Genomic DNA, 20,303 nt, shown 5'->3' on the forward strand with positions numbered 1-20,303 from the left:
ACGTTATCTTATATGTGCTATAATAACCTTTATTCCAATCAGAATCCTATACTATGGCACGGAAGGTGAAATTATTGATTGCTTTGAAAAACGGGGATGGGATCCAGTGGCCGGGAGGCAAGCGGATCGCCGTCATGCTGACTTTTGATTTTGACGCGGAACTGTTGCGTCATTCCGTCATCGGGAAGAAAACCATCGGATTCTCTGACTTTTCCCGGGGCCAGTACGGCCCTCACGAAGGCCTGGACCGGTGCCTGGCTCTGCTGGACCGGCAGCATCTGCCTGCCACGTTCTTCATTCCCGGGAAGATCATCGAAGAATATCCGGATGCGGTGAAGAAAATTGCCGACAGAGGGTTGGAAATCGGATACCATGGGTATGAGCATGAGAGCACCCTTGGTCTGTCTGCTGATGAAGAACGGTCCAATATGGAAAAAAGTGAAGCCCTGATCGAAAAGCTGTGCGGTCACAAACCGGCAGGACACCGGGGGCCTTTGGATGTGCTTCAGGAATGCAGCATGGCACTTCTTCAGGAAAGAGGATATCTTTACGATTCCACATTAAAGGACTGCGACTGGCCTTACATTCCTCAGGAATGCGGCCCCCGGACTCCGGTCATCGAACTGCCTACAGAACCGGGAATTGACGACTTTTCTTATTATTACTTCTCCTATGCAGATGAGGCCACCATTACCTGCACTTATCCCAATGATTATGTTTACGGGATTTGGAAAGATTATTTTGATGAACTGGCCAGCGAGGGAGACAAAGTGATGGTCCTGAAACTCCATCCCCAGCTGATTGGCCGGAGCGGACGGATCCGGATGCTGGAACAGCTGGTCCTGTACATGGAGCAAAACGGAGCCTGGATTGCTTCCTGTCAGGAAGTGGCCCAATATGTAAGGGATTTTTATGAACAGAAAGAAGGTGCCTGCCAATGAAATGGCCTCATGGAAAACGGCTGGCCCTGTGCCTTTCCTTTGATATTGATGCGGAAACCCTCTGGCTGACCCGGAATCCTGTCAATGTGCATCACCCGGTTCATTTGTCCCGGGGACGCTATTCCGTCAAGCAGGGGATTCCCCGGATCCTCCGGCTGCTGGAAAGTGAAGGAGTGAAGGCCACTTTCTTCACTCCGGCCTGGACTGCCGAGCATCATCCTGATGTAATCCGTACTATTGCAGAACTGGGGCATGAAGTTTCCTATCATGGGTACCTTCATGAAGTTTGTGACACTTACGAAAAAGAAAATGCCCTGATGGAAAAAGCGGAAAACATCCTGAGGGAAATTACCGGCAGACGGCCTATGGGGAACCGGAGCCCGGATGGATACGTATATGACTTCCACCTGCAGCTGTGGCTGGACCGGGGGTATATCTATTCCTCCAACTGGCGGGACAATGACGGGCCTTTTCTTCACAAACTGAACGGAAAGACCATTCCCATTGTGGAACTGCCAAAAGATGGCATTGTGGATGATACCTCCTATGACATGTATACCCTTCAGCATCCGGAACATTATTTCCTGCGAAGCGGACGGGAAATGGTGGGAATCTGGATGGATGAACTGGACGGACTGGCGGAAGAAGGACGGATGATGAATTTTGTCATGCATCCTCAGTTCATTGGCCATCCCCAGTATGTCCGTGCGCTGCGGGAATTTATCCGGTATGCCAAAGATCATGGGGCCTGGATTGCTACCGATGAACAGGTGGCACGATACTATCTTTCCCAGAACGGATTTCCGGAATATGCCAAGGGAGAGAGTTTTTAAAAGAAAGGAAGTATGAATGATGATGACCAACAGACTGACCAAAAAGATTGCCTGTGTACTGGCGGGAGCCTTTTGCCTGCTGGCTCTTGCCGGATGCGGGGGAAATGATGCCAAGAAAGAGGCAGGAAAAACTGGGGGAGACGGCAAAAAGCTGGTGGTAGCCATTAATGCCACTTTTCCGCCTTTTGAAAGTGTTAAGGAAGGCACAAAGGACTATACCGGCATTGATATCGAAATTGCCCAGTATATCGGGAAAAAACTGGGGAAAACCGTGGAATTCCAGGATATGAAATTTGCTTCCCTGGTGCCTACTCTCCAAAGCGGCCGGGCGGACATGATCATTTCCGGGATTTCTCCCACGGCCCAACGGAAAGAAGTGGTTTCTTTCTCCAAACCTTATTATTTCCCCATGAAGGCACTGATTTTCAAGAAGGGGGCTGGCTACAAATCTCTGGCTGATCTGAAGGGAAAGAAAGCCGGGGCTTCCATGGGCACCACTTATGTAAAAGAACTGAAGGAAGCAGGGGGCATCGAAGTGACAGAACTGGACAATACTCCGCTGGTGGTCCAGGATATCAAGAACAGCCGTCTCGATGCCGGGCTCTTTGATTCTGCCCAGGCTTCTGTATTCGTCAAGGAAAATCCTGAACTGGAAATGGCCATCCTGGATCTGCCGGTAGTCAACGATGATACCTTTGCTATTGCTCTGCCCAAAGATTCCAAGGATATCGGCAAAATCAACGATATCCTGAAGGAAATGAAATCCAATGGAGAATTCCACAAAATCCTGGTGAAATACCTGGGTGAAGACGCTGCCAAACAATATGAAACGGCGGAAGCCAAACTGGATGTGGCTAAACAGTAATCTAATCTGAAAAGAGAAGCGAATCCTATGTTTAAATTTTCTGTTCTCATGCCCTACCTGCCACTACTGGAAAGCGCAGTGTGGGTTACGTTGAAATTCACGTTTTTCTCTACTTTCCTGGGATTTATCGGGGGCTTTATCCTGGCTCTCATTACCATCTCCCGGAACAGAGTATTTGCCCCTCTGGCACGGTTTTATATTTCAGTTTTTCGGGGAACACCGCTTCTGGTGCAGCTGATGTTGATTTATTTTGCCACGCCCCAGCTTACGGGATACAACATTACAGCACTTCAAGCCGGGGTGCTGTCCTTTGGGCTGAATTCCGCCGCATATATTTCTGAAGCCCTCCGGGGCGGGATCCTTTCGGTGGACAAGGGCCAGTGGGAAGCGGCCCTTTCCCTGGGGGTGCCCAAGCATCGGTTCATCCTGGATGTGATTTTACCCCAGGCCATCAAGAACACCTTCCCGGCGCTGATCAATGAGAGCATTGCGCTGTTGAAAGATTCCAGCCTGGTGTCCGTCATCGGGGTCGCTGATACCCTTCGTTGGGCGGATTTAATCCAGGCCAAGACGTTCCGGGCTTTTGAAGCCTTTATAGTAGCGGCTGCCGTATATTATGTGCTGGTCATGATCCTCACCTTTATCGGTGCCTATTTTGAAAAGAAGGTGCGTATCAGTGACTGACAACATTATCCAAGTAGAACATGTGGCCAAACATTTCGGCAGTCTGGAAGTCCTGAAGGACATCAGCCTGGAGGTGGAGCGGGGACAGGTGGTGACCATCATCGGTCCTTCCGGCAGTGGAAAATCCACCCTGCTCCGGTGTCTGAACCTGCTGGAAAAACCTGATGGGGGAAAGATCATCTTCGAAGGTCAGGACATTCTGGCACCGGGGATAAAGATTGCGGACATCCGGAAAAAAGAAGTGATGGTGTTCCAGCATTTCAACCTGTTCAAAAACATGACCGTACTCCGGAACGTGACCTATGCCCCCATGGTGGTCAATGGGAAAAGCCGGGAAGAAGCAGAAAAAGATGGCCGGGAACTCTTGGCCAAAGTTGGGCTGGCTGACAAGGCAGGAGAATATCCCAGCCGGCTTTCCGGGGGCCAGCAGCAGCGGGTGGCCATCGCCCGGGCCATGGCCATGCATCCGGATGTGCTGCTCCTGGATGAACCTACGTCCGCCCTGGATCCGGAAATGGTGAAAGAGGTGCTGGACGTGATCCGGGAACTGGCCCAGAGCGGCATTACCATGGTACTGGTGACCCACGAAATGGGCTTTGCCCGGGATGTATCCGACATGATCCATTTCATGGATGGGGGCTATCTGGTGGAAAGCGCCCCGCCGGCGGAATTCTTCGCTCATCCCAAATCGGAACGGGCCCAGAAATTCCTGTCCAAGATCCTGTCCTGAGGTGCCTATGAAAATCCGTATCATCAATCCGGATTATGGGGTGGGGGAAGAGGCCATGGCCCAGCGCTGCAGCATCCTCCAGCAGTTTGTGGGGCCCGATGTGGAACTGTCCATGGTCTGTCTCACCCAAACAAAAGTGGAAATCAACAGTGCGGCGGATGTGGTCCTGGCCGGTCCGGAAATCCTGGAACTGGCCAAACAGGCGGAACAGGATGGGTGTGACGCTGTGGTGCTGTACTGCTTTTCTGATCCGGCGGCTGAAGCCTGCCGGGAACGGCTCCGAATCCCAGTGGTGGGCGGAGCCCAGGCTTCGGTGCTCCAGGCGCCCCTGGTGGCCAGGCAGTCGGGAGTCATCCTCAGTGATCCCGCCCGGATCGGGGAAAAAGAACTGTTCCTGCCTACCTTGGGCATCGGTCCTGGACGGATCAAAGCCATCGGAGCCATCCATTTCCAGGGAAAATCCATCTGGGACAATCGGGAAGAAGCCTTTGCCCAGTTGGTGGAAGAGGGAAAAAGGCTGATCAGGGAACAAGGAGTCCAGTGTCTGATCCTGGGCTGCCTGTCCTTTTTGGGACTGGCCAGGCCCCTTAGTGAAAAACTGGGGGTCCCGGTAATCGACCCGGCCATTGCCGCCGTATGCACCGCAGAAAGCCTGGTGCGGCAGGGAATATAAGAAAAAGTCAAATGTGGCCTGAGGGCCTTGAGATGGCAGACGTCAGATTTGTTCGGTATGGAAAGCAGGGATCCTCTGCTGACTGCTAACAGGCTGACGTCTTTTTTAGCTTCACTATAAAAAGTTGAAATATTCTACAAATATAGTAAAATACATACTATGTAATATCAGGGAAAACGTTGGACAGTACACAACAGGAAACAAGATATTGACACCATATATGGTGTCAATTATACTAAAGGCAGGAACGATATGTCTAAATGGGAAAAATTGCTGAAAAAAATACTCACTTTATCAAAAGACATGAGGTTTGATGAACTAAGAAAAATATTGGAGAGTTATGGGTACGTAATGAGTGCACCCAGAGGCGGAAGCAGCCATTATACTTTCAGGAAACCTGGGAAAAACCCCATTACTATCCCCAAACATGAACCCATCAAAAAAGTATATGTCGAGATGGTCCGACAGGTGGTGGAGGAGGAAGCTGGAAATGAAAACGATTGAATATTATATGGCACTTCCTTATCGGCTGGAAATCGTTCCGGATCCGGATGAGGGGGGATATGTGGCCCGTTATCCGGATTTGCCGGGATGCATCACGGTCGGTGATTCCATGGAAGAGGCTGCCAAAAATGCTGAAGATGCGAAGAAGGAGTGGCTGGCCGCAGCCTTGGAAAGCGGAGTGGAGATTGCAGAACCGGTATCTGCCAATGGATATTCCGGACAGTTTAAGCTGCGGATCCCCAAAAGCCTGCACCGCCGTCTGGCCGAACACGCCAAAGAAGAAGGAGTCAGCATGAATCAGTACTGCGTGTATCTGCTGTCGCAAGGGTCCTGATGGCCCTTCCTTTTCCCTTGCACCAAACTGTAAAGTATGTTATAATGCCAACGTGCTGGAAGAGCACAATTCTTTGAACCTTGGCGCTGCTGCGCGACACTCCGACGCCAGCTGCAGCCACGGGCTTTTCTATGACTAAGGAGGAAAAGAACAATGTTAACGCCTGCAAGAAAGAAAGAACTCATCGAAACCTACCGCATCAACGAACAGGACACCGGGTCTCCTGAAGTACAGATCGCCATCCTGACCGAACGGATCAGCTATCTGACCGAACACCTGAAAGCCAACAAGAAGGACCATCATTCCCGTCGCGGCCTGCTGAAAATGGTTGGTCAGCGCCGTGGCCTGCTGAACTACCTGATGAAGAAAAACATCGAACGGTATAGAAGCATTGTAGAAAGACTGGGCCTGCGGAAATAATTCCAAAAGCGATGAAAAGACTGCTCCAGAAATGGGGCAGTCTTTTTTTGCATGTAATTGGTATCCCTAGTCTCAGCAAACAGCCTGATACCGTCGCTGTTTGTCCATGGGAGGATGCGTTCTCTATGGTTTTATCTGAATCGAAGGAATCCGCTGCCCGGGTTCCTTCCGAACGCCGTTGACTGATGACCGGCGACGGCAATGCGAAGTTTATTTCCCATTGCCTTAAATTATCCTTGACATTTTCCTTACTATACAGTATACTAATCAAGTCGGCAGCACCTGAGGGTGTTTCCTGACAACGGCCCAGTAGTTCAGTTGGTTAGAATGCCGCCCTGTCACGGCGGAGATCGTCGGTTCGAGTCCGTCCTGGGTCGCCAATTTGCCTCGGTAGCTCAGTTGGTAGAGCAAAGGACTGAAAATCCTTGTGTCCGCAGTTCGATTCTGCGCTGAGGCACCATTCTTTATGCGGAAGTAGCTCAGTGGTAGAGCATCACCTTGCCAAGGTGGGGGTCGCGAGTTCGAATCTCGTTTTCCGCTCCATTTTCATATGGCGACGTAGCCAAGCGGTAAGGCAGAGGTCTGCAAAACCTTTATCCCCAGTTCGATTCTGGGCGTCGCCTCCAATTTAACTTTTTCGCCGAGGTGGCGGAACTGGCAGACGCAAGGGACTTAAAATCCCTCGGAGAGTGATCTCCGTACCGGTTCGATTCCGGTCCCCGGCACCATTGAAATTTGAAGGACTGTTGCATAAGCAACAGTCCTTTTTTCAGCTTCCGGAGATTTCGGGAAACCCGTATGAACCCTGGAGGGCCGCAGGCCGGGCGGCCCCCAGAATGTACCAACATTCCTTCCTTCTTCCCTGCCGGATATGGTAAAATAAAAGAAATGAAAAGAAAAAAGGAGTCATGATCCATGGAAGAACGACGAATCATCCACGTGGAAGAAAAGCTTCCGGTCCTGGAAACCATCCCTCTGAGCCTGCAGCATCTGTTTGCCATGTTCGGTTCCACCGTACTGGTGCCTTTTCTCCTGCACGTGGACCCTGCCACCGCCCTGTTTATGAACGGGGTGGGCACCCTGCTGTATCTGACTATCTGCAAATGGAAGCTCCCGGCCTATCTGGGCTCCAGCTTCGCCTTCATTTCCCCTGTGCTGGCGGTGTGCGCCACCCCGGGGATGACCTATGGAGACGCCCAGGGAGGCTTCATTGCCTTCGGCCTCTGCTTCATCCTGATCGGCCTTATGGTGAAGAAAATCGGCACGGACTGGATCGATGTACTGTTCCCGCCCGCGGCCATGGGATCCATTGTGGCCATCATCGGTCTGGAACTGGCGCCCCTGGCTCTCAACATGAGCGGCTTCGTGGATCCGGTCCAGGGGATGACCAACGGTCAGGCCATGACCATTTCCATGTTCACCCTGATTGTGACCATCCTGGCCACCGTCCTGGGCCGGGGATTCATCGCCATCATCCCCATCCTTATCGGGGTGGTGTCCGGCTACGTCCTCAGCTGGTTCATGGGTGTGGTGAACTTCTCTGCGGTGGAAACCGCCGCCTGGTTCTCTTTCCCCACCTTCTACCAGCCCCGGTTCAATCTGTCCGCCATCATGATGATCCTGCCCGCCCTGTTTGTGGTGCTGGCGGAACATCTGGGGCATCTGTTCGTCACCAGCGACATTGTGGGACGTGACCTGATCAAGGATCCCGGGCTCCACCGGTCCCTTATGGCGGACGGTCTTTCCAACGTGCTCTCCGGGCTCCTGGGTTCCACTCCCAATACCACCTACGGGGAAAACATGGGGGTCATGGCCATTACCGGGGTGTACAGCACCTGGGTCATTGGCGGTGCAGCCATTTTCGCCATCCTGTTTTCCTTCATCGGGAAGATCGCTGCGGTGATCCACGGGATCCCCACCCCGGTGATGGGGGGCGTCTGCATCTTATTGTTCGGTTTTATTGCAGCGTCCGGCCTCCGGATGATGGTGGAACGGAAAGTGGACTTTACCCAGCCCAAGAACCTGATCCTCACAGCCGTGACCATGATCAGCGGTCTTTCCGGGGCAGCGGTCCACATCGGGCCCGTCCAGCTAAAAGGCATGGGCCTGGCAACGGTGGTGGCCATCCTGGCCAGCCTGGCCTTTCTGATTTTCGAAAAATTGGGCCTGTCCAACGAAAAATAATCGGATTTGGAATTGAAAGAAACGGCGATTTATAGTATACTGTTTTAAATATTACAAACTACCAAAGGGAGGCAGAGTATGGATAATTTACAGCATGAGGTTGTCCTGGTTGTTGACTTCGGCGCACAGTACAGCCAGCTGATTGCCAGACGAGTTCGTGAATGCGGTGTGTACTGCGAAATCATTCCTTACAATTATACCCTGGACAAGATCAAAGCCAAGAATCCCAAGGCCATCATCCTGTCCGGCGGTCCCAACAGTGTCTATGCAGAAAATACCCCCAGCGTGGATGAGGGCGTTTTCGAAATGGGCATCCCTGTCCTGGGCATCTGCTATGGGGATCAGTTCATGACCAAGGCGCTGGGCGGCAAAGTGGCCCATGCCGGCAGCGGGGAATACGGCAAGACCGCTGTATCCCTTGACAATGAAACCCGTCTCTTCTCCGGTCTGGAAAAGAACAATGTATGCTGGATGAGCCATCAGGACTATGCGGAAAAAGCCCCGGAAGGCTTTACGGTCATTGCTCAGACGGAAGAATGTCCCATCGCTGCCATGCAGAATGAGGACAAGAAACTCTACGGCGTCCAGTTCCATCCGGAAGTGATGCACACTCCCTTTGGGAAGCAGATGTTCTCCAACTTCCTGTTCAATATCTGCAACCTGTCCGGGGATTGGACCATGTCCTCCTTCGCCCAGAACAAGATCCGGGAAATCCGGGAAAAGGTAGGGGACAAGAACGTACTCTGCGCCATGAGCGGCGGTGTGGATTCCTCCGTGGCCGCCGTGCTGGTCCACAAGGCTGTGGGCAAGCAGCTCACCTGCGTGTTTGTGGATCACGGCCTCCTGCGGAAAGACGAAGGAGACCAGGTGGAACAGGTCTTCAAACGGGATTTTGATATGAACCTGATCCGGGTCAACGCCCAGGACCGTTTCCTCAGCAAACTGAAAGGTGTCAGCGACCCTGAAAAGAAACGGAAGATCATCGGGGAAGAATTCATCCGTGTCTTCGAAGAAGAATCCAAAAAGATCGGTCACGTGGACTTCCTGGTCCAGGGGACCATTTATCCTGACGTGGTGGAATCCGGAGGTACCGGCACCTCTGCCACCATCAAGAGCCACCACAATGTAGGCGGCCTGCCCAAAGACATGAAACTGGGCCTCATCGAACCCCTCCGGGAACTGTTCAAGGATGAAGTCCGTGCCGTAGGCGAAGAACTGGGCATTCCCTCTGAACTGGTATGGCGCCAACCCTTCCCGGGTCCTGGCCTGGCCATCCGTGTCCTGGGCGAAGTCACCGAAGAAAAGCTCCACATCGTCCGGGAAGCCGATGCTATTTTCCGGGAAGAAATCGCCAAAGCCGGTCTGGACCGGTCCATCTGGCAGTATTTCGCCTGTCTCCCCAACATTCGCAGTGTCGGTGTCATGGGTGACTTCCGGACCTACAGCAACACCATCGCCCTCCGTGCCGTCAACAGTACCGATGGCATGACCTCCGACTGGTCCCACATTCCCTACCACGTGCTGGACATCGTTTCCAGAAGAATCGTAAACGAAGTCCCCGGGGTAAACCGTGTGGTCTACGATATTACCAGCAAGCCGCCGGCGACTATCGAGTGGGAGTAAGCGGCTGACGCATAACCCAGGCGCGGGATATACACCCATCTACTTTGTCAGCGGGGAATTTGGTCCGCGGCATGTACGTCCATGTACTATGCCACGAACCAAATTCCCCGCTTTCGCGTATCTGGGTACATCTCTCGCACCTGGAAGAAAATCGGGCCCATCTGCTTTGTTGAATTCGCGCATCTGACCTACTCTGGTGCTCAGAGAAAAAATCGAGGGAGAAAAAAGACATCAGACACGGCCGGAGGCCTACAGAGTTCGGATGTCAGCTTGTTGGCTATGGACAGGCTGGAAACTTGCATCTGCATCGGACAAAGCTGACGTCTGCTTTCTGAGAGACCCGTGAGGGCCGGTTCCGACGTCTTTTAAGGGATTTAGGACAAAGGGCTGGATTTATGATAGAATCAAGGGGTAAATCATCTTTTCAGGGAGGACTTATCATGATCCGATTCAACAATGACTACAACCACGGGGCCCATCCCAACATCCTGGAAGCCCTGGTCCGTACCAACGATACCCAGTTCAGCGGTTATGGTACCGATGAATGGTGTGACAAGGCAGAAAAAATGATCCTGGACTTGTGCCAGTGTCCCCAGGGCAAAGTGTATTTCTTCCCAGGAGCCACCCAGGTGAACCTGGTGACCATCGCGGCCTTTCTGAGCTCCTGTGACAGTGTGGTCTGTGCTTCCACCGGTCACATCAATGGCCATGAATGTGCTTCTATCGAAAATACCGGCCACAAGATCCTGGCTTTGCCCCAGAAAGACGGGAAAATCACCGCCGCCCAGATTGAACAGGAAGTCCGGTCCTATTATGATGCCGGTGAACCGGAATGGCTCACTCGGCCTTCAATGGTCTATATTTCTTTCACCACTGAATACGGCACCCTGTATTCCAAAGCGGAACTTACCGCCATTTCAGAAGTCTGCCGGAAATATGGGATGGCTCTCTTTGTAGACGGAGCCCGGCTGGCCTATGGATTGGCTGCTCCGGACAATGACCTGACCCTGCCGGATATGGCCCAGCTTACGGACGCTTTTTACCTGGGCGGCACCAAATGCGGCGCCTTCTTTGGGGAAGCGCTGGTCCTTACTCATCCGGAAGCTGTCCGCCGGTTCAAGGCCCATATGAAACAGAGCGGAGCCGTCCTGGCTAAAGGCTGGCTTCTGGGCCTTCAGTTCTATACTCTGCTCCGGGATGGCCTGTATTTCAAACTGGCTGCCCGGGCGGATGCCTTTGCCCTTCGGATCCGGGAAGCCTTCCGGCAGAAGGGGATTGCTGAATACGTGGTCAGTCCCACTAACCAGCAGTTTGTGGTCCTCACTCCGGAACAGGCGGAAAAATTGGCCCAAAAATATGTTTTTGAAAAAGAAGGGAACCTGGAAGACGGCCGGTTGGTAGTCCGCTTCTGCACCTCCTGGAGTACGGAGGAGGGGGAGGTGGAGGCGCTTATCGCCGACATCGCCGACGCATAACCCAGGCACGGGATATGTACCCATCTACTTTGTCAGCAACGGATTTTGACTGTGGCATGTACGTCTTTGTACTATGCCACGAACCAAATCCCTGTTTTCGCGTATCTGGGCACATCTCCTGTACCTTACGGCCTTTCAGAGGGATTAAAAATTAATTCAGTATTTACTAAATTAAAATAATCTGTTATATTTAAGTAAATACTAAATCAAAGAAGGTGGAATTATGGAACTTGACCGTATATTGAAGGCACTGGGAGAACCCATGCGGCTGAAGATCTATCAGGCACTTTTGGAAAGGAAGCACTGCGTCCGGTCTCTTTCCAAAAAGTTCGGGATCTCGGAATCGGCCATTTCACAGCATTTGAAGATTATGAGGGAAGCAGGTTTGGTCTATGGAGAAAAGTACGGCTATCATATGCACTATCTGCCGGACCAAGAAGCCATCGACTTCCTGGCGGAGCAGGTGGAACAGATGCGGAGGGATTCTCTGCAGGTGGACCGTGAGCAAAAAGCCTGCCAATGTGAATATCGGGGGAAAAAAGCATGAACCAGAATCAGCTCAGGGATTTGTTTTTGACTTTTGCCCAAATCGGACTGTTTACCTTTGGGGGCGGGTATGCCATGATTTCCATGATCGAGCACAGCTGTGTGGAAGAAAAGAACTGGATCACCCATGAGGAACTGATGGATATTACCGTAATCGCAGAATCCACGCCCGGTCCCATCGCCATCAACTGTGCCACCTTTACCGGATATAAGCAGGCCGGATTGGCGGGAGCTTTTGCAGCTACTTTTGGCATCGTCGTCCCTCCTTTTCTGGTCATTTTGGCCGCTTCGCTGTTCCTGTATGATTTCTTTACGTGGAAACTGCTGGCTGCCGCATTCCAGGGAATCAAGATCGCTGTGGGGCTTTTGATTTTGGAGGCAGCCATGATGATGCTGAGAAAAGGCGCCAGGACGTGGCTGTCACGGGGCATCCTCCTGGGTTCCTGTTTGGCCATGCTCTGCAGCGATATCTATGGTCTACCAATTTCTTCCATCCGGCTGATGCTCCTGGCAGCAGGAATCAGTCTGGCATTTTCCAGGCTGCAGGCGCCATCCCATCAAGAAGGTGGTGGCGGAAAATGATCTATCTGGATTTATTTGCAGGATTTTTGAAAGTCGGATGTTTTGCCTTCGGAGGTGCATATGGTGCGATCCCTCTGATCCGGGACGTCGTCCTGTCCTACGGCTGGCTGAATGACGACATGCTGACCTATATGATTGCCGTCAGTGAAAGTACCCCGGGACCGATTATGGTCAATCTGGCGACTTATGTAGGAAGCAGCCAGGGAGGCTTTCTGGGAGCCATCACCGCGACAGCCGCCGTTGTCCTGCCTTCGTTCCTGATCATCATTCTGGTTACGGCAATACTCCATCACCTGCTGGACAACCGATATATCCAGAGTCTTTTGCGAGGGATGAAACCCTGCGTGACGGGTATCGTGCTGGCGACTGGCCTCTATATGACCTTCCAGCATTGCCTCGGCCAAGGGAAGCAGCCCCAACAGGCGTTCCAGGCACTTTTTGTGATTCTTGGCCTGATTTTGGGAAAAAGGGGTTACCAGCGGGCTATGAAAAAGAAGCTTTCACCCGTTGGGCTGATCTTGGCTTCCGCTGTTCTGGGCGTAATAGTCTATGGAGGGTAGAAAGGAGGCAAGACGCTGTCGGAACCGGACAGATCCCTTCCAGCTATTCATCTGATCGACGGATCCATTTTCTTTCCCTTCCACTTTCCTCGCCGATATTCCCAGCCAGAAAGCAGGAAATTGGCCAGCCAGCCCAGGGAGACGACGTACCAGACGAAGGGGAGGCCGAAGCGGGGGCCAGGGCCATGGCTAGGCTGACCCGAAGTCCTAAGTTGACCAAGTTGGCGATGGTGAACATCTGCATATCGCCGGCCCCTCGGAGGACCCCATCCACAGACATCTTCATGCCGATGAAGCAGAAGAAAAAGCACATGAATAAGTTACTCTATGCAGTTGTCATGGCAACGGAATTATTTCTACTAATCTACTATACTTAGACCATCAAACAAACACCAAACAAATTGGGAGGAATGTTCCATGATTACTGTGAAGAATACTTTGGCTGACGTTGTCCGGGATTATCCCCAGACCATTCCCTTTTTCAATGAACTCCACCTGGATTACTGCTGCGGCGGGGGAATCCCTCTGGAAGAAGCTGTGAAGAATACGGATCTGGATGCGGAAAAGGTGGTGGCGGACCTGAATGAATTCATTGCCGCCCACAGCGCTAAAACCGGCAGCCAGCAGGAATCCCTGGAACGGTTCAAGAACCTTTCCATCCCTGACATGCTCCAGGACCTGGAAGCCACTCACCATGTGGATGAACGGAAATACATGGCAGAAATCGAAACGGACCTGAACAAGATCCTCCTGGTCCATTTCGTCCACCACGGGGAACTGCTCACCCGCCTCCATCATCTCTACGGTACTCTGAAAACTGAACTGGAAGAACATTTTGCCCGGGAAGAACGGATGGTGTTCCCGCTGATGCGGTCCTATCCCCAGCCCAACCTGGAAGTCCTCACCCTGATCCAGAACCTGGAAAAAGATCATTCTGCCGCCGGGGACATCATCAAGGAAATCGAATCCCTCACCGATCATTTCACCGCTCCTGCTGATGCCTGTGCCACTTTCAAACGGACCTATCAGTTGCTGGAAGAATTCATCAATGACGTATTCGTCCACATCTTCAAGGAAAACTCCATTGTCTTCCCGGAATATGCGGAAAAAGCGCCCAGCCAGAAAGAACTGGACCGTCAGGTGGAAGTGACCCTGGAACAGGAAGCCGGCAGCAACAGCAACACCTGCGGGTACTGTGAAAGCGAAAATGGGGAAGAAAAGAGCCCGGTGCTCTTTGAATGCGGCAACTGCGGTGCTCTGTACTGCAATGACTGCGGAGAAACCGGCTGCCCCAGTTGCGGCGCTTCCTTCAGCCACGCCCATCCTTTGGAATACTCGGGGAGCAGTTGGAATCCGAACCAGGACTAGGCAATAAAAGGGCTAACGCATAACCCCGGGGCACAATGAGGGCCCATCTGCTTTGTCAGCGGGAGATTTGGATCGCGGCATGTACGCTTATGTACTATGCCACAATCCACATCTCCCGCTTTCGTGCATCTGGGCCCTTCTTGTGCCCCGGCCAAAATTCGTAGGATATGCACCCATCTGCTTTCGCGTATCTGGGTACATCTCCCGCGCCTGGAGAGAGCTGCAGGAACGGGAGGCTCCGGCGGCATTTTGCCAGAGGCCCTGTCTCAACGTTTTTTTAATGATCTGTATTATGATAGATGCAAAGGCTTTCAAGCAAAGGAGATAATGCTGCATGAGCACAAAACACATCCCTTCCATCCCTGACCACATTGAGGTCCGGGGCGCCAGGGTGCATAACCTGAAAAATATCGACGTGGACATCCCTCTCCACAAAATCGTGGGAATTGCCGGGGTGTCCGGGTCCGGGAAATCCTCCCTGGCCCTGGGGGTCCTGTATGCGGAAGGATCCCGGCGGTATCTGGAATCCCTTTCCACCTACACCCGGCGCCGGATGACCCAGGCGGAACGGGCGGACGTAGAGGAGATACGGTATGTACCAGCTGCCCTCGCCCTCCATCAGCGCCCGGGTGTCCCCGGCATCCGCAGTACTTTTGGGACCCTTTCTGAACTGTTGAACAGCCTGCGTCTCATGTTTTCCCGGCTGGGGAGCCACCGCTGTCCCAATGGCCATTACTGCCCGCCCTCTTTCGCTGTGGCGGCCATGCAGGAAATCACCTGTCCGGTATGCGGTGAGAAATTCTATGGTCCCGGAGCGGAGGAACTGGCCTTTAACAGTACAGGCGCCTGTCCTGCCTGCGGCGGAACAGGGATTGTCCAAAATGTAAACGAGGCGGCCCTGGTACCGGATGATTCCAAAACCATCGATGAAGGCGCAGTGGTGGTTTGGGGAACTCTTATGTGGTCACTGATGAAAGACATTGTTCGGACCATGGGGGTCCGGACAAATGTCCCTTTTCGTGATCTGACCCCGGAGGAGAAAGAAATCGTCTATCACGGCGAACTGAAGAAACATCATATCCATTATGTCAATCCCAATACTCTGGAGCCGGCAGAGATGGATTTCACCTACTACAGTGCAGTCAATTCCGTGAAAAATTCCCTGGCCAAGGTCAAAGACGAAAAGGGGATGAAACGGCTGGAAAAATATCTGGAAGAAGATGTCTGTCCGGACTGCCATGGCACCAGACTGTCAGAAGCCGCCCGTGCGCCGCGGCTCAGAGGAATCGGGCTGGATCAGGCAGCTGCCATGACCCTTTCGGAACTGATTCCCTGGGTCCAGGGGGTTCCGGCATCTTTGCCCGAAAAAATGCGCCCCATGGCTGAAAGCATCTGTGAGTCCTTCCTGGATGTTTCCAAGCGGCTGATGGACCTGGGTCTGGGATACCTTTCCCTTGACAGGGCGGGGTCCACGCTGTCCACAGGAGAACGGCAGCGGGTGCAGCTGGCCAGGGCAGTACGGAACCGTACCACAGGTGTACTCTATGTCCTTGATGAACCGTCTATCGGTCTCCATCCTTTTAACCTCAAGGGCCTTACAGGGGTCATGGACGACCTGCTGGCAGACGGAAACTCCATCGTAATTGTTGACCATGACACCCAGGTCCTGAAACACGCTGACTGGCTGATCGAGATGGGAAAAGGTGCGGGAGCAGAGGGCGGTACGGTGATTTCCCAGGGAAAGGTCGCCGATGTGGCAAAAAATCCGGAATCGGTCATAGGTCCTTTTCTTTCCGATCAATATACATCAAGAATCCGTCCAGTGACAGAAAAGGATTCTTTGTTCGCCAAAGGGACCATCCATCTGGAAACAGGAAAAATCCACACAGTACATCCTTTGCAGGTGAAGATCCCTATGGGACGGCTCACTGTTGTAACCGGTGTCTCAGGCTCCGGCAAAACCACTCTGATCCTGGAGAGCCTGATACCGGCGCTCCAGGCAAAAATCAACGGACAGAAACTGCCAGGACATATTGAAAGTATTGAGGCAGAAGGAATCACGCAGGTCAAGCTGATCGATGCGGCACCGATCGGGATCAATGTGCGTTCTACGGTGGCAACTTATGCCAATGTCCACGACGGGCTGAGAAAACTATATGCCAGGACAGCAGAGGCGAAGGAACAGTCCTGCAAAGCCGGTGATTTCTCCTATAATACAGGAAAACTCCGCTGCCCCACCTGTGATGGCACAGGGGAAATCTCGCTGGACGTCCAATTCCTGCCGGATGTAAAGATTCCCTGTCCGGACTGCAGAGGATCCCGCTACAGCCAGCAAGCTTTTCACATCCGCCGCAAAGCCCGGGACGGAAACCTCTACAGCCTGCCAGAACTCATGAATATGAGCGTGGATCAGGTGCTGCAGGCACTGGGGGGATTGAAGCTCCTCCAGCAGAGGCTTCAGGTCCTCCACGACCTGGGTCTGGGGTATCTGACACTGGGAGAAGAAACACCGGGACTTTCCGGTGGGGAAGCCCAGCGGCTGAAGCTTGCCAGTGAAATGGGAAAAGGACAGAGTGATTCCGTGTTCATTTTCGATGAACCGACCATCGGCCTTCATCCCCAGGATGTAAGGAAGCTTTTACATGTTTTCCAGACCCTGATCGACCATGGGGCCACGGTAGTGGTCATCGAACATGACCTTGATGTGATCAGGAATGCTGATTACATTATCGACATGGGGCCGGGCGGCGGCTGCCAGGGCGGCAGGATCGTGGCTGCCGGGACTCCGGAAGAGGTGGAGCGGTGTAAGGAGAGCCGAACCGGATTCTTTTTGCGGTCTGACGCCTGAATTCTGAAAAGGGGTGTGAAAAAATTCGCACGCCCAACCGCGGGGTGCGAGTCTCGGTGCTGATTTCTTTTCTCTGTTCGATTGTGGACTTTTATGTAAAATTCCCTTATAATATGGATAAAAGTCATCTGTTTTGTCAAATTACGGAAACAGTATGAACAATCAGGAGACAGCGGGTGATTCCATGGATATTCAAATGACAGAATTGCTTCAGAAGATGGTGGATGAAGCTCCTTTTGGCATGTATGTGCTGGATACGGAACGGAAAATCCTTTTCTGGAGTGGGGGTGCCGAGCGCATTACCGGATACAGCCGGGAGGAAATGGTGGGCCGTCACTGTTATGAAGGAGAACTGGACCACATCGACCAGGAGGGGACTCATCTGTGCCATGATTTCTGCCCCATGCTGGCCACCATCTATGATGGGCAGTCACGGCAGCAGCCCGTGTTCCTGAAAGACCGGACCGGCCGGCGGATTCCGGTGATGGTTCATACAGAGCCCCTGTTCAAAGGAGACGAAACCCTGGGCGCCATTGAATACTTCTGGGTTCTCCCGGAAGGCGAATATCCTGTGCCGGAAGAACGGTGATATCCATGACAACAGAACAGACTCTGGATCTTCTCCTCCAGCAGATGCCGGACCATCTGCCGGGAGGAGTTCTGATTTACCGGGACAACAAGCGGGAAGAAATCCTCTATGCCAATCCCTGGCTTCTGTCCATGTTTGGCTGTTCTTCTTTTGATGACTTCCTGGAACTGACAGGGGGGTCTTTTGTTACCCTGGTCCATCCGGAAGACAGGGAACAGGTGGAACGGGACATTCGGCAGCAGATTGCCGGCAGCCGGAGCAAGCTGGATTTCGTCAATTACCGGGTGATCCGGAAGGATGGATCCGTCCGTCGGGTGGAGGAGTTTGGCCATCGGGTGTTCATTCCCGGAGTGGGGGCGGTTTTTTACGTCTTTTTCCTGGACAACGATACCAAATACAAAATCTACGATACGGACTCCCTTACCGGGCTTCCCGGAAAGACCCGGTTCATAAGGCATGCCTCCATGGTACTGGCTTTGGCCGCCCATGATCCCAAGGCCCCGAAAATGGCCCTGGTCTACGTGAATATCCACAACTTCAACCAGTACAACCTGCGCAACGGCAGCGAAAAGGGCAATCAGTTCCTGGTCAGGATGACCGAAGTGCTCCGGGAGAACTTTCCCAACAAGTTGATTTCCCGGTTCATGGACGACCATTTCGTGGTGCTTACCACCCTGCCTTCCCTGGAAAAACAGATTTCTGTGATTTCCAGCCAGATCCACGGTTTGTACGATTCCAGCTGGCTGGATGTGAAATTCGGCATCTATCCTGTGGAAGACGATACCATCCCGGTGGAAAGCGCCTGCGGCATGGCCCAGATGGCCTGTGACAGCATCAAGGACATCCCGGACCGCCATGTATGCTTCTATACCAAAACCATGGGAGAAGCCCGGGATCTGCGGAATTATGTAATCGACCATTTCCGGGAAGCTTTGGAAAAACATTGGATCCAGGTGTATTTCCAGCCGGTGGTCCGGACCATTTCCGGGACCCTTGCCAGTGTGGAAGCCCTGTCCCGGTGGAGAGATCCGGAAAAAGGGATGATATCTCCCGGGATTTTCATCCCCATCCTGGAAGACAGCCGGCAGATCCGGAAACTGGATCTGTATGTGTTGGAAGAAATCTGCCGTCTCTATCAGCAGCAGCTGGCAGAGGGAAAAGTCGTGATCCCGGCTTCCTTCAATCTTTCCCGGATGGATTTCTTCCAGGGATCCATTTTCGAAGATGTGGAAGAGATCCGGAAACGGTATCAGGTGCCCCGGAACATGCTCTACGTGGAAATCACTGAGAGCGTCTTCGTCCATGAAGGAGACGTGCTCCATCAGGAAATCCAGCGGTTCCGGCAGGCTGGATACGAAGTGTGGATGGATGATTTCGGCAGCGGCTATTCTTCTTTGAATACCCTGAAAAACTACAGCTTCGATGAAATCAAGATCGACATGGCCTTTTTGTCCCAGTTTACGGAAAAATCCCAGAACATCATCAAGGCCATTATCCGGATGGCGAAAAAAATCGGCATCCACACCCTGATGGAAGGGGTGGAGACCCGGGAACAGGCGGAATTTGCCCGGTCCATTGGCTGCGAACTGATCCAGGGATATTATTACGGACGGCCCATGTCCTTTGAAGAACTGAAGCAGATGTACCGGGAGAAACGCTGGCAGGTGGAAACTCCTGAACTGCGTCAGTACTACGGGAAACTGGGGTCCATCGACTTTCTTACAGACAGGCCCATGGCGGTGGCGGAGGTGGCCGGGAATCGGTTCCGGTATCTTTTTGCCAATGAAGAATACCGGAATACCATCCAGGCTGCGGGCATGGAAAGCCTCCGGCAAACGGAAGTGTTCGTCAATGCCCTGGCAGGCCCCATCAGCAAAAACATCCACAGTTTCCTGCACGATGTGATCCATACCAGCAGCGAAAAGACGCTGACCTATACGGTGAACGGCCGGTATATGCGGCTGGAGGCCAGTTATCTGGCTTCTCATGACAAGCATCACCTGCTACTTCTGTACCTGACCAATTTCACCATCCAGGAAGATCAGAATGCCAGCGACAGCCTGGACTGGGTCAACCGGAACCTGCTGTACCTGTACCAGAATGTATCCCTGGTGGATATGGAAAACGATACGGCCGTTCCTCTGGTCATGAATTCTCCCTACCGGAAATATTTTTACCAGAAACGGACAGGTATCCAGGATATAGTCCAGCAGTATACACGGACCATGATCCATCCGGAAGATCAGGAGCGGTTCCTGACTTTCAATGAATTGGATTCCATGATGGGACGAATCCGGAAAAGCCCGGAAGGGATGATTTCCGGCGGTTTCCGGACCCTTGGCAACGATGGGGAGTACCACTGGGACATCCATTCCATTTTTCCGGCCATCCGGAAGGGGAAGGTGTATCTGTTGTATACGGCGAGACATTTTCCCAAGGCCAACGCATAACCCGTTATCTTGCCGTCCAACTGAGAGAAATCCATAGGGGGTGTTGCACAGAATGTGCAGCGCCCTTTTTTATCGTTCATCAATGGACAATCAT

Annotated in this window: 19 protein-coding genes and 5 tRNA genes; all 24 read left to right on the forward strand. The window is 52.6% G+C overall.

The features are described from left to right. Window positions 1–74: 74 nt before the first annotated feature. Complete coding sequence (locus ACTQY5_RS08560) at window positions 75–941, forward strand: polysaccharide deacetylase family protein (RefSeq protein WP_288174959.1); 867 nt, start codon at window positions 75–77, stop codon at window positions 939–941. Further along, complete coding sequence (locus ACTQY5_RS08565; protein ID WP_022488383.1) at window positions 938–1,774, forward strand: polysaccharide deacetylase family protein; 837 nt, start codon at window positions 938–940, stop codon at window positions 1,772–1,774. Before ACTQY5_RS08560 ends, ACTQY5_RS08565 begins: the two co-directional genes overlap by 4 nt. A gap of 19 nt (window positions 1,775–1,793) precedes the next feature. Further along, window positions 1,794–2,639, forward strand: a complete 846-nt coding sequence (locus ACTQY5_RS08570; protein WP_022488384.1) for a substrate-binding periplasmic protein — start codon at window positions 1,794–1,796, stop codon at window positions 2,637–2,639. A gap of 27 nt (window positions 2,640–2,666) precedes the next feature. Continuing rightward, window positions 2,667–3,323 (forward strand): amino acid ABC transporter permease, encoded by a 657-nt coding sequence (locus tag ACTQY5_RS08575; protein ID WP_022488385.1) that lies wholly within the window; start codon window positions 2,667–2,669, stop codon window positions 3,321–3,323. A gap of 4 nt (window positions 3,324–3,327) precedes the next feature. Then, window positions 3,328–4,053, forward strand: a complete 726-nt coding sequence (locus ACTQY5_RS08580) for an amino acid ABC transporter ATP-binding protein (RefSeq protein WP_369678691.1) — start codon at window positions 3,328–3,330, stop codon at window positions 4,051–4,053. 7 nt (window positions 4,054–4,060) lie between these two features. Then, on the forward strand, window positions 4,061–4,726 hold the full coding sequence (locus ACTQY5_RS08585; protein WP_022488387.1) for an aspartate/glutamate racemase family protein: 666 nt from the start codon (window positions 4,061–4,063) through the stop codon (window positions 4,724–4,726). A gap of 252 nt (window positions 4,727–4,978) precedes the next feature. Beyond that, window positions 4,979–5,230: a type II toxin-antitoxin system HicA family toxin gene (locus ACTQY5_RS08590; protein ID WP_303225773.1), complete on the forward strand. Its 252-nt coding sequence runs from the start codon at window positions 4,979–4,981 to the stop codon at window positions 5,228–5,230. After that, window positions 5,217–5,564 (forward strand): toxin-antitoxin system HicB family antitoxin, encoded by a 348-nt coding sequence (locus tag ACTQY5_RS08595; RefSeq protein ID WP_022488389.1) that lies wholly within the window; start codon window positions 5,217–5,219, stop codon window positions 5,562–5,564. The genes ACTQY5_RS08590 and ACTQY5_RS08595 overlap by 14 nt, the downstream gene beginning before the upstream one ends. A gap of 153 nt (window positions 5,565–5,717) precedes the next feature. After that, a complete protein-coding gene (gene rpsO / locus ACTQY5_RS08600) occupies window positions 5,718–5,984 on the forward strand; it encodes a 30S ribosomal protein S15 (RefSeq protein ID WP_012938052.1) in 267 nt (88 codons plus the stop codon). Window positions 5,985–6,287: 303 nt separating this feature from the next. Beyond that, a tRNA-Asp gene (locus tag ACTQY5_RS08605) sits at window positions 6,288–6,364 on the forward strand. A gap of 4 nt (window positions 6,365–6,368) precedes the next feature. After that, a tRNA-Phe gene (locus ACTQY5_RS08610) sits at window positions 6,369–6,444 on the forward strand. Between the two features lie 8 nt (window positions 6,445–6,452). Beyond that, window positions 6,453–6,527 (forward strand) — tRNA-Gly (locus ACTQY5_RS08615). A gap of 9 nt (window positions 6,528–6,536) precedes the next feature. After that, window positions 6,537–6,610, forward strand: a tRNA-Cys gene (locus ACTQY5_RS08620). A gap of 13 nt (window positions 6,611–6,623) precedes the next feature. Then, window positions 6,624–6,712 (forward strand) — tRNA-Leu (locus ACTQY5_RS08625). Between the two features lie 187 nt (window positions 6,713–6,899). Further along, a complete protein-coding gene (uraA, locus tag ACTQY5_RS08630; protein WP_279128178.1) occupies window positions 6,900–8,168 on the forward strand; it encodes a uracil permease in 1,269 nt (422 codons plus the stop codon). A gap of 78 nt (window positions 8,169–8,246) precedes the next feature. Further along, window positions 8,247–9,791 (forward strand): glutamine-hydrolyzing GMP synthase, encoded by a 1,545-nt coding sequence (guaA, locus tag ACTQY5_RS08635; RefSeq protein ID WP_022487072.1) that lies wholly within the window; start codon window positions 8,247–8,249, stop codon window positions 9,789–9,791. Between the two features lie 440 nt (window positions 9,792–10,231). After that, window positions 10,232–11,266 carry a threonine aldolase family protein gene (locus ACTQY5_RS08640; RefSeq protein ID WP_441369073.1) on the forward strand — a complete coding sequence of 345 codons (1,035 nt, stop codon included), beginning with the start codon at window positions 10,232–10,234 and terminating at the stop codon, window positions 11,264–11,266. A 223-nt stretch (window positions 11,267–11,489) separates the two neighbouring features. Further along, a complete protein-coding gene (locus ACTQY5_RS08645) occupies window positions 11,490–11,813 on the forward strand; it encodes an ArsR/SmtB family transcription factor (RefSeq protein WP_022487074.1) in 324 nt (107 codons plus the stop codon). Continuing rightward, window positions 11,810–12,394 carry a chromate transporter gene (locus ACTQY5_RS08650; protein WP_441369074.1) on the forward strand — a complete coding sequence of 195 codons (585 nt, stop codon included), beginning with the start codon at window positions 11,810–11,812 and terminating at the stop codon, window positions 12,392–12,394. The genes ACTQY5_RS08645 and ACTQY5_RS08650 overlap by 4 nt, the downstream gene beginning before the upstream one ends. Continuing rightward, window positions 12,391–12,954 (forward strand): chromate transporter, encoded by a 564-nt coding sequence (locus tag ACTQY5_RS08655; RefSeq protein ID WP_022487076.1) that lies wholly within the window; start codon window positions 12,391–12,393, stop codon window positions 12,952–12,954. Before ACTQY5_RS08650 ends, ACTQY5_RS08655 begins: the two co-directional genes overlap by 4 nt. 417 nt (window positions 12,955–13,371) lie before the next feature. Further along, window positions 13,372–14,322, forward strand: coding sequence for a DUF542 domain-containing protein (locus ACTQY5_RS08660; protein WP_441369075.1), 951 nt, complete (start codon window positions 13,372–13,374; stop codon window positions 14,320–14,322). A gap of 334 nt (window positions 14,323–14,656) precedes the next feature. Next, on the forward strand, window positions 14,657–17,170 hold the full coding sequence (locus tag ACTQY5_RS08665; protein ID WP_022487078.1) for an excinuclease ABC subunit A: 2,514 nt from the start codon (window positions 14,657–14,659) through the stop codon (window positions 17,168–17,170). A gap of 196 nt (window positions 17,171–17,366) precedes the next feature. After that, window positions 17,367–17,759, forward strand: coding sequence for a PAS domain S-box protein (locus ACTQY5_RS08670; RefSeq protein WP_154487914.1), 393 nt, complete (start codon window positions 17,367–17,369; stop codon window positions 17,757–17,759). 5 nt (window positions 17,760–17,764) lie between these two features. Continuing rightward, window positions 17,765–20,209, forward strand: coding sequence for an EAL domain-containing protein (locus ACTQY5_RS08675; RefSeq protein WP_441369076.1), 2,445 nt, complete (start codon window positions 17,765–17,767; stop codon window positions 20,207–20,209). The last annotated feature ends 94 nt before the right edge of the window (window positions 20,210–20,303 follow it).

Origin of the sequence: Acidaminococcus sp. HCP3S3_H5, from assembly GCF_052122235.1 — a bacterium.
Lineage (GTDB): Bacteria > Bacillota > Negativicutes > Acidaminococcales > Acidaminococcaceae > Acidaminococcus.

Bases quoted from the DNA above. Each gene is read 5' to 3' on its own strand.
- rpsO (WP_012938052.1), top strand. From the start codon at position 5,718: ATGTTAACGCCTGCAAGAAAGAAAGAACTCATCGAAACCTACCGCATC.
- uraA (WP_279128178.1), top strand. From the start codon at position 6,900: ATGGAAGAACGACGAATCATCCACGTGGAAGAAAAGCTTCCGGTCCTG.
- ACTQY5_RS08675 (WP_441369076.1), top strand. From the start codon at position 17,765: ATGACAACAGAACAGACTCTGGATCTTCTCCTCCAGCAGATGCCGGAC.
- ACTQY5_RS08575 (WP_022488385.1), top strand. From the start codon at position 2,667: ATGTTTAAATTTTCTGTTCTCATGCCCTACCTGCCACTACTGGAAAGC.
- ACTQY5_RS08595 (WP_022488389.1), top strand. From the start codon at position 5,217: ATGAAAACGATTGAATATTATATGGCACTTCCTTATCGGCTGGAAATC.
- guaA (WP_022487072.1), top strand. From the start codon at position 8,247: ATGGATAATTTACAGCATGAGGTTGTCCTGGTTGTTGACTTCGGCGCA.
- ACTQY5_RS08585 (WP_022488387.1), top strand. From the start codon at position 4,061: ATGAAAATCCGTATCATCAATCCGGATTATGGGGTGGGGGAAGAGGCC.
- ACTQY5_RS08655 (WP_022487076.1), top strand. From the start codon at position 12,391: ATGATCTATCTGGATTTATTTGCAGGATTTTTGAAAGTCGGATGTTTT.
- ACTQY5_RS08670 (WP_154487914.1), top strand. From the start codon at position 17,367: ATGACAGAATTGCTTCAGAAGATGGTGGATGAAGCTCCTTTTGGCATG.
- ACTQY5_RS08590 (WP_303225773.1), top strand. From the start codon at position 4,979: ATGTCTAAATGGGAAAAATTGCTGAAAAAAATACTCACTTTATCAAAA.
- ACTQY5_RS08640 (WP_441369073.1), top strand. From the start codon at position 10,232: ATGATCCGATTCAACAATGACTACAACCACGGGGCCCATCCCAACATC.
- ACTQY5_RS08645 (WP_022487074.1), top strand. From the start codon at position 11,490: ATGGAACTTGACCGTATATTGAAGGCACTGGGAGAACCCATGCGGCTG.
- ACTQY5_RS08650 (WP_441369074.1), top strand. From the start codon at position 11,810: ATGAACCAGAATCAGCTCAGGGATTTGTTTTTGACTTTTGCCCAAATC.
- ACTQY5_RS08570 (WP_022488384.1), top strand. From the start codon at position 1,794: ATGATGACCAACAGACTGACCAAAAAGATTGCCTGTGTACTGGCGGGA.
- ACTQY5_RS08665 (WP_022487078.1), top strand. From the start codon at position 14,657: ATGAGCACAAAACACATCCCTTCCATCCCTGACCACATTGAGGTCCGG.
- ACTQY5_RS08660 (WP_441369075.1), top strand. From the start codon at position 13,372: ATGATTACTGTGAAGAATACTTTGGCTGACGTTGTCCGGGATTATCCC.
- ACTQY5_RS08565 (WP_022488383.1), top strand. From the start codon at position 938: ATGAAATGGCCTCATGGAAAACGGCTGGCCCTGTGCCTTTCCTTTGAT.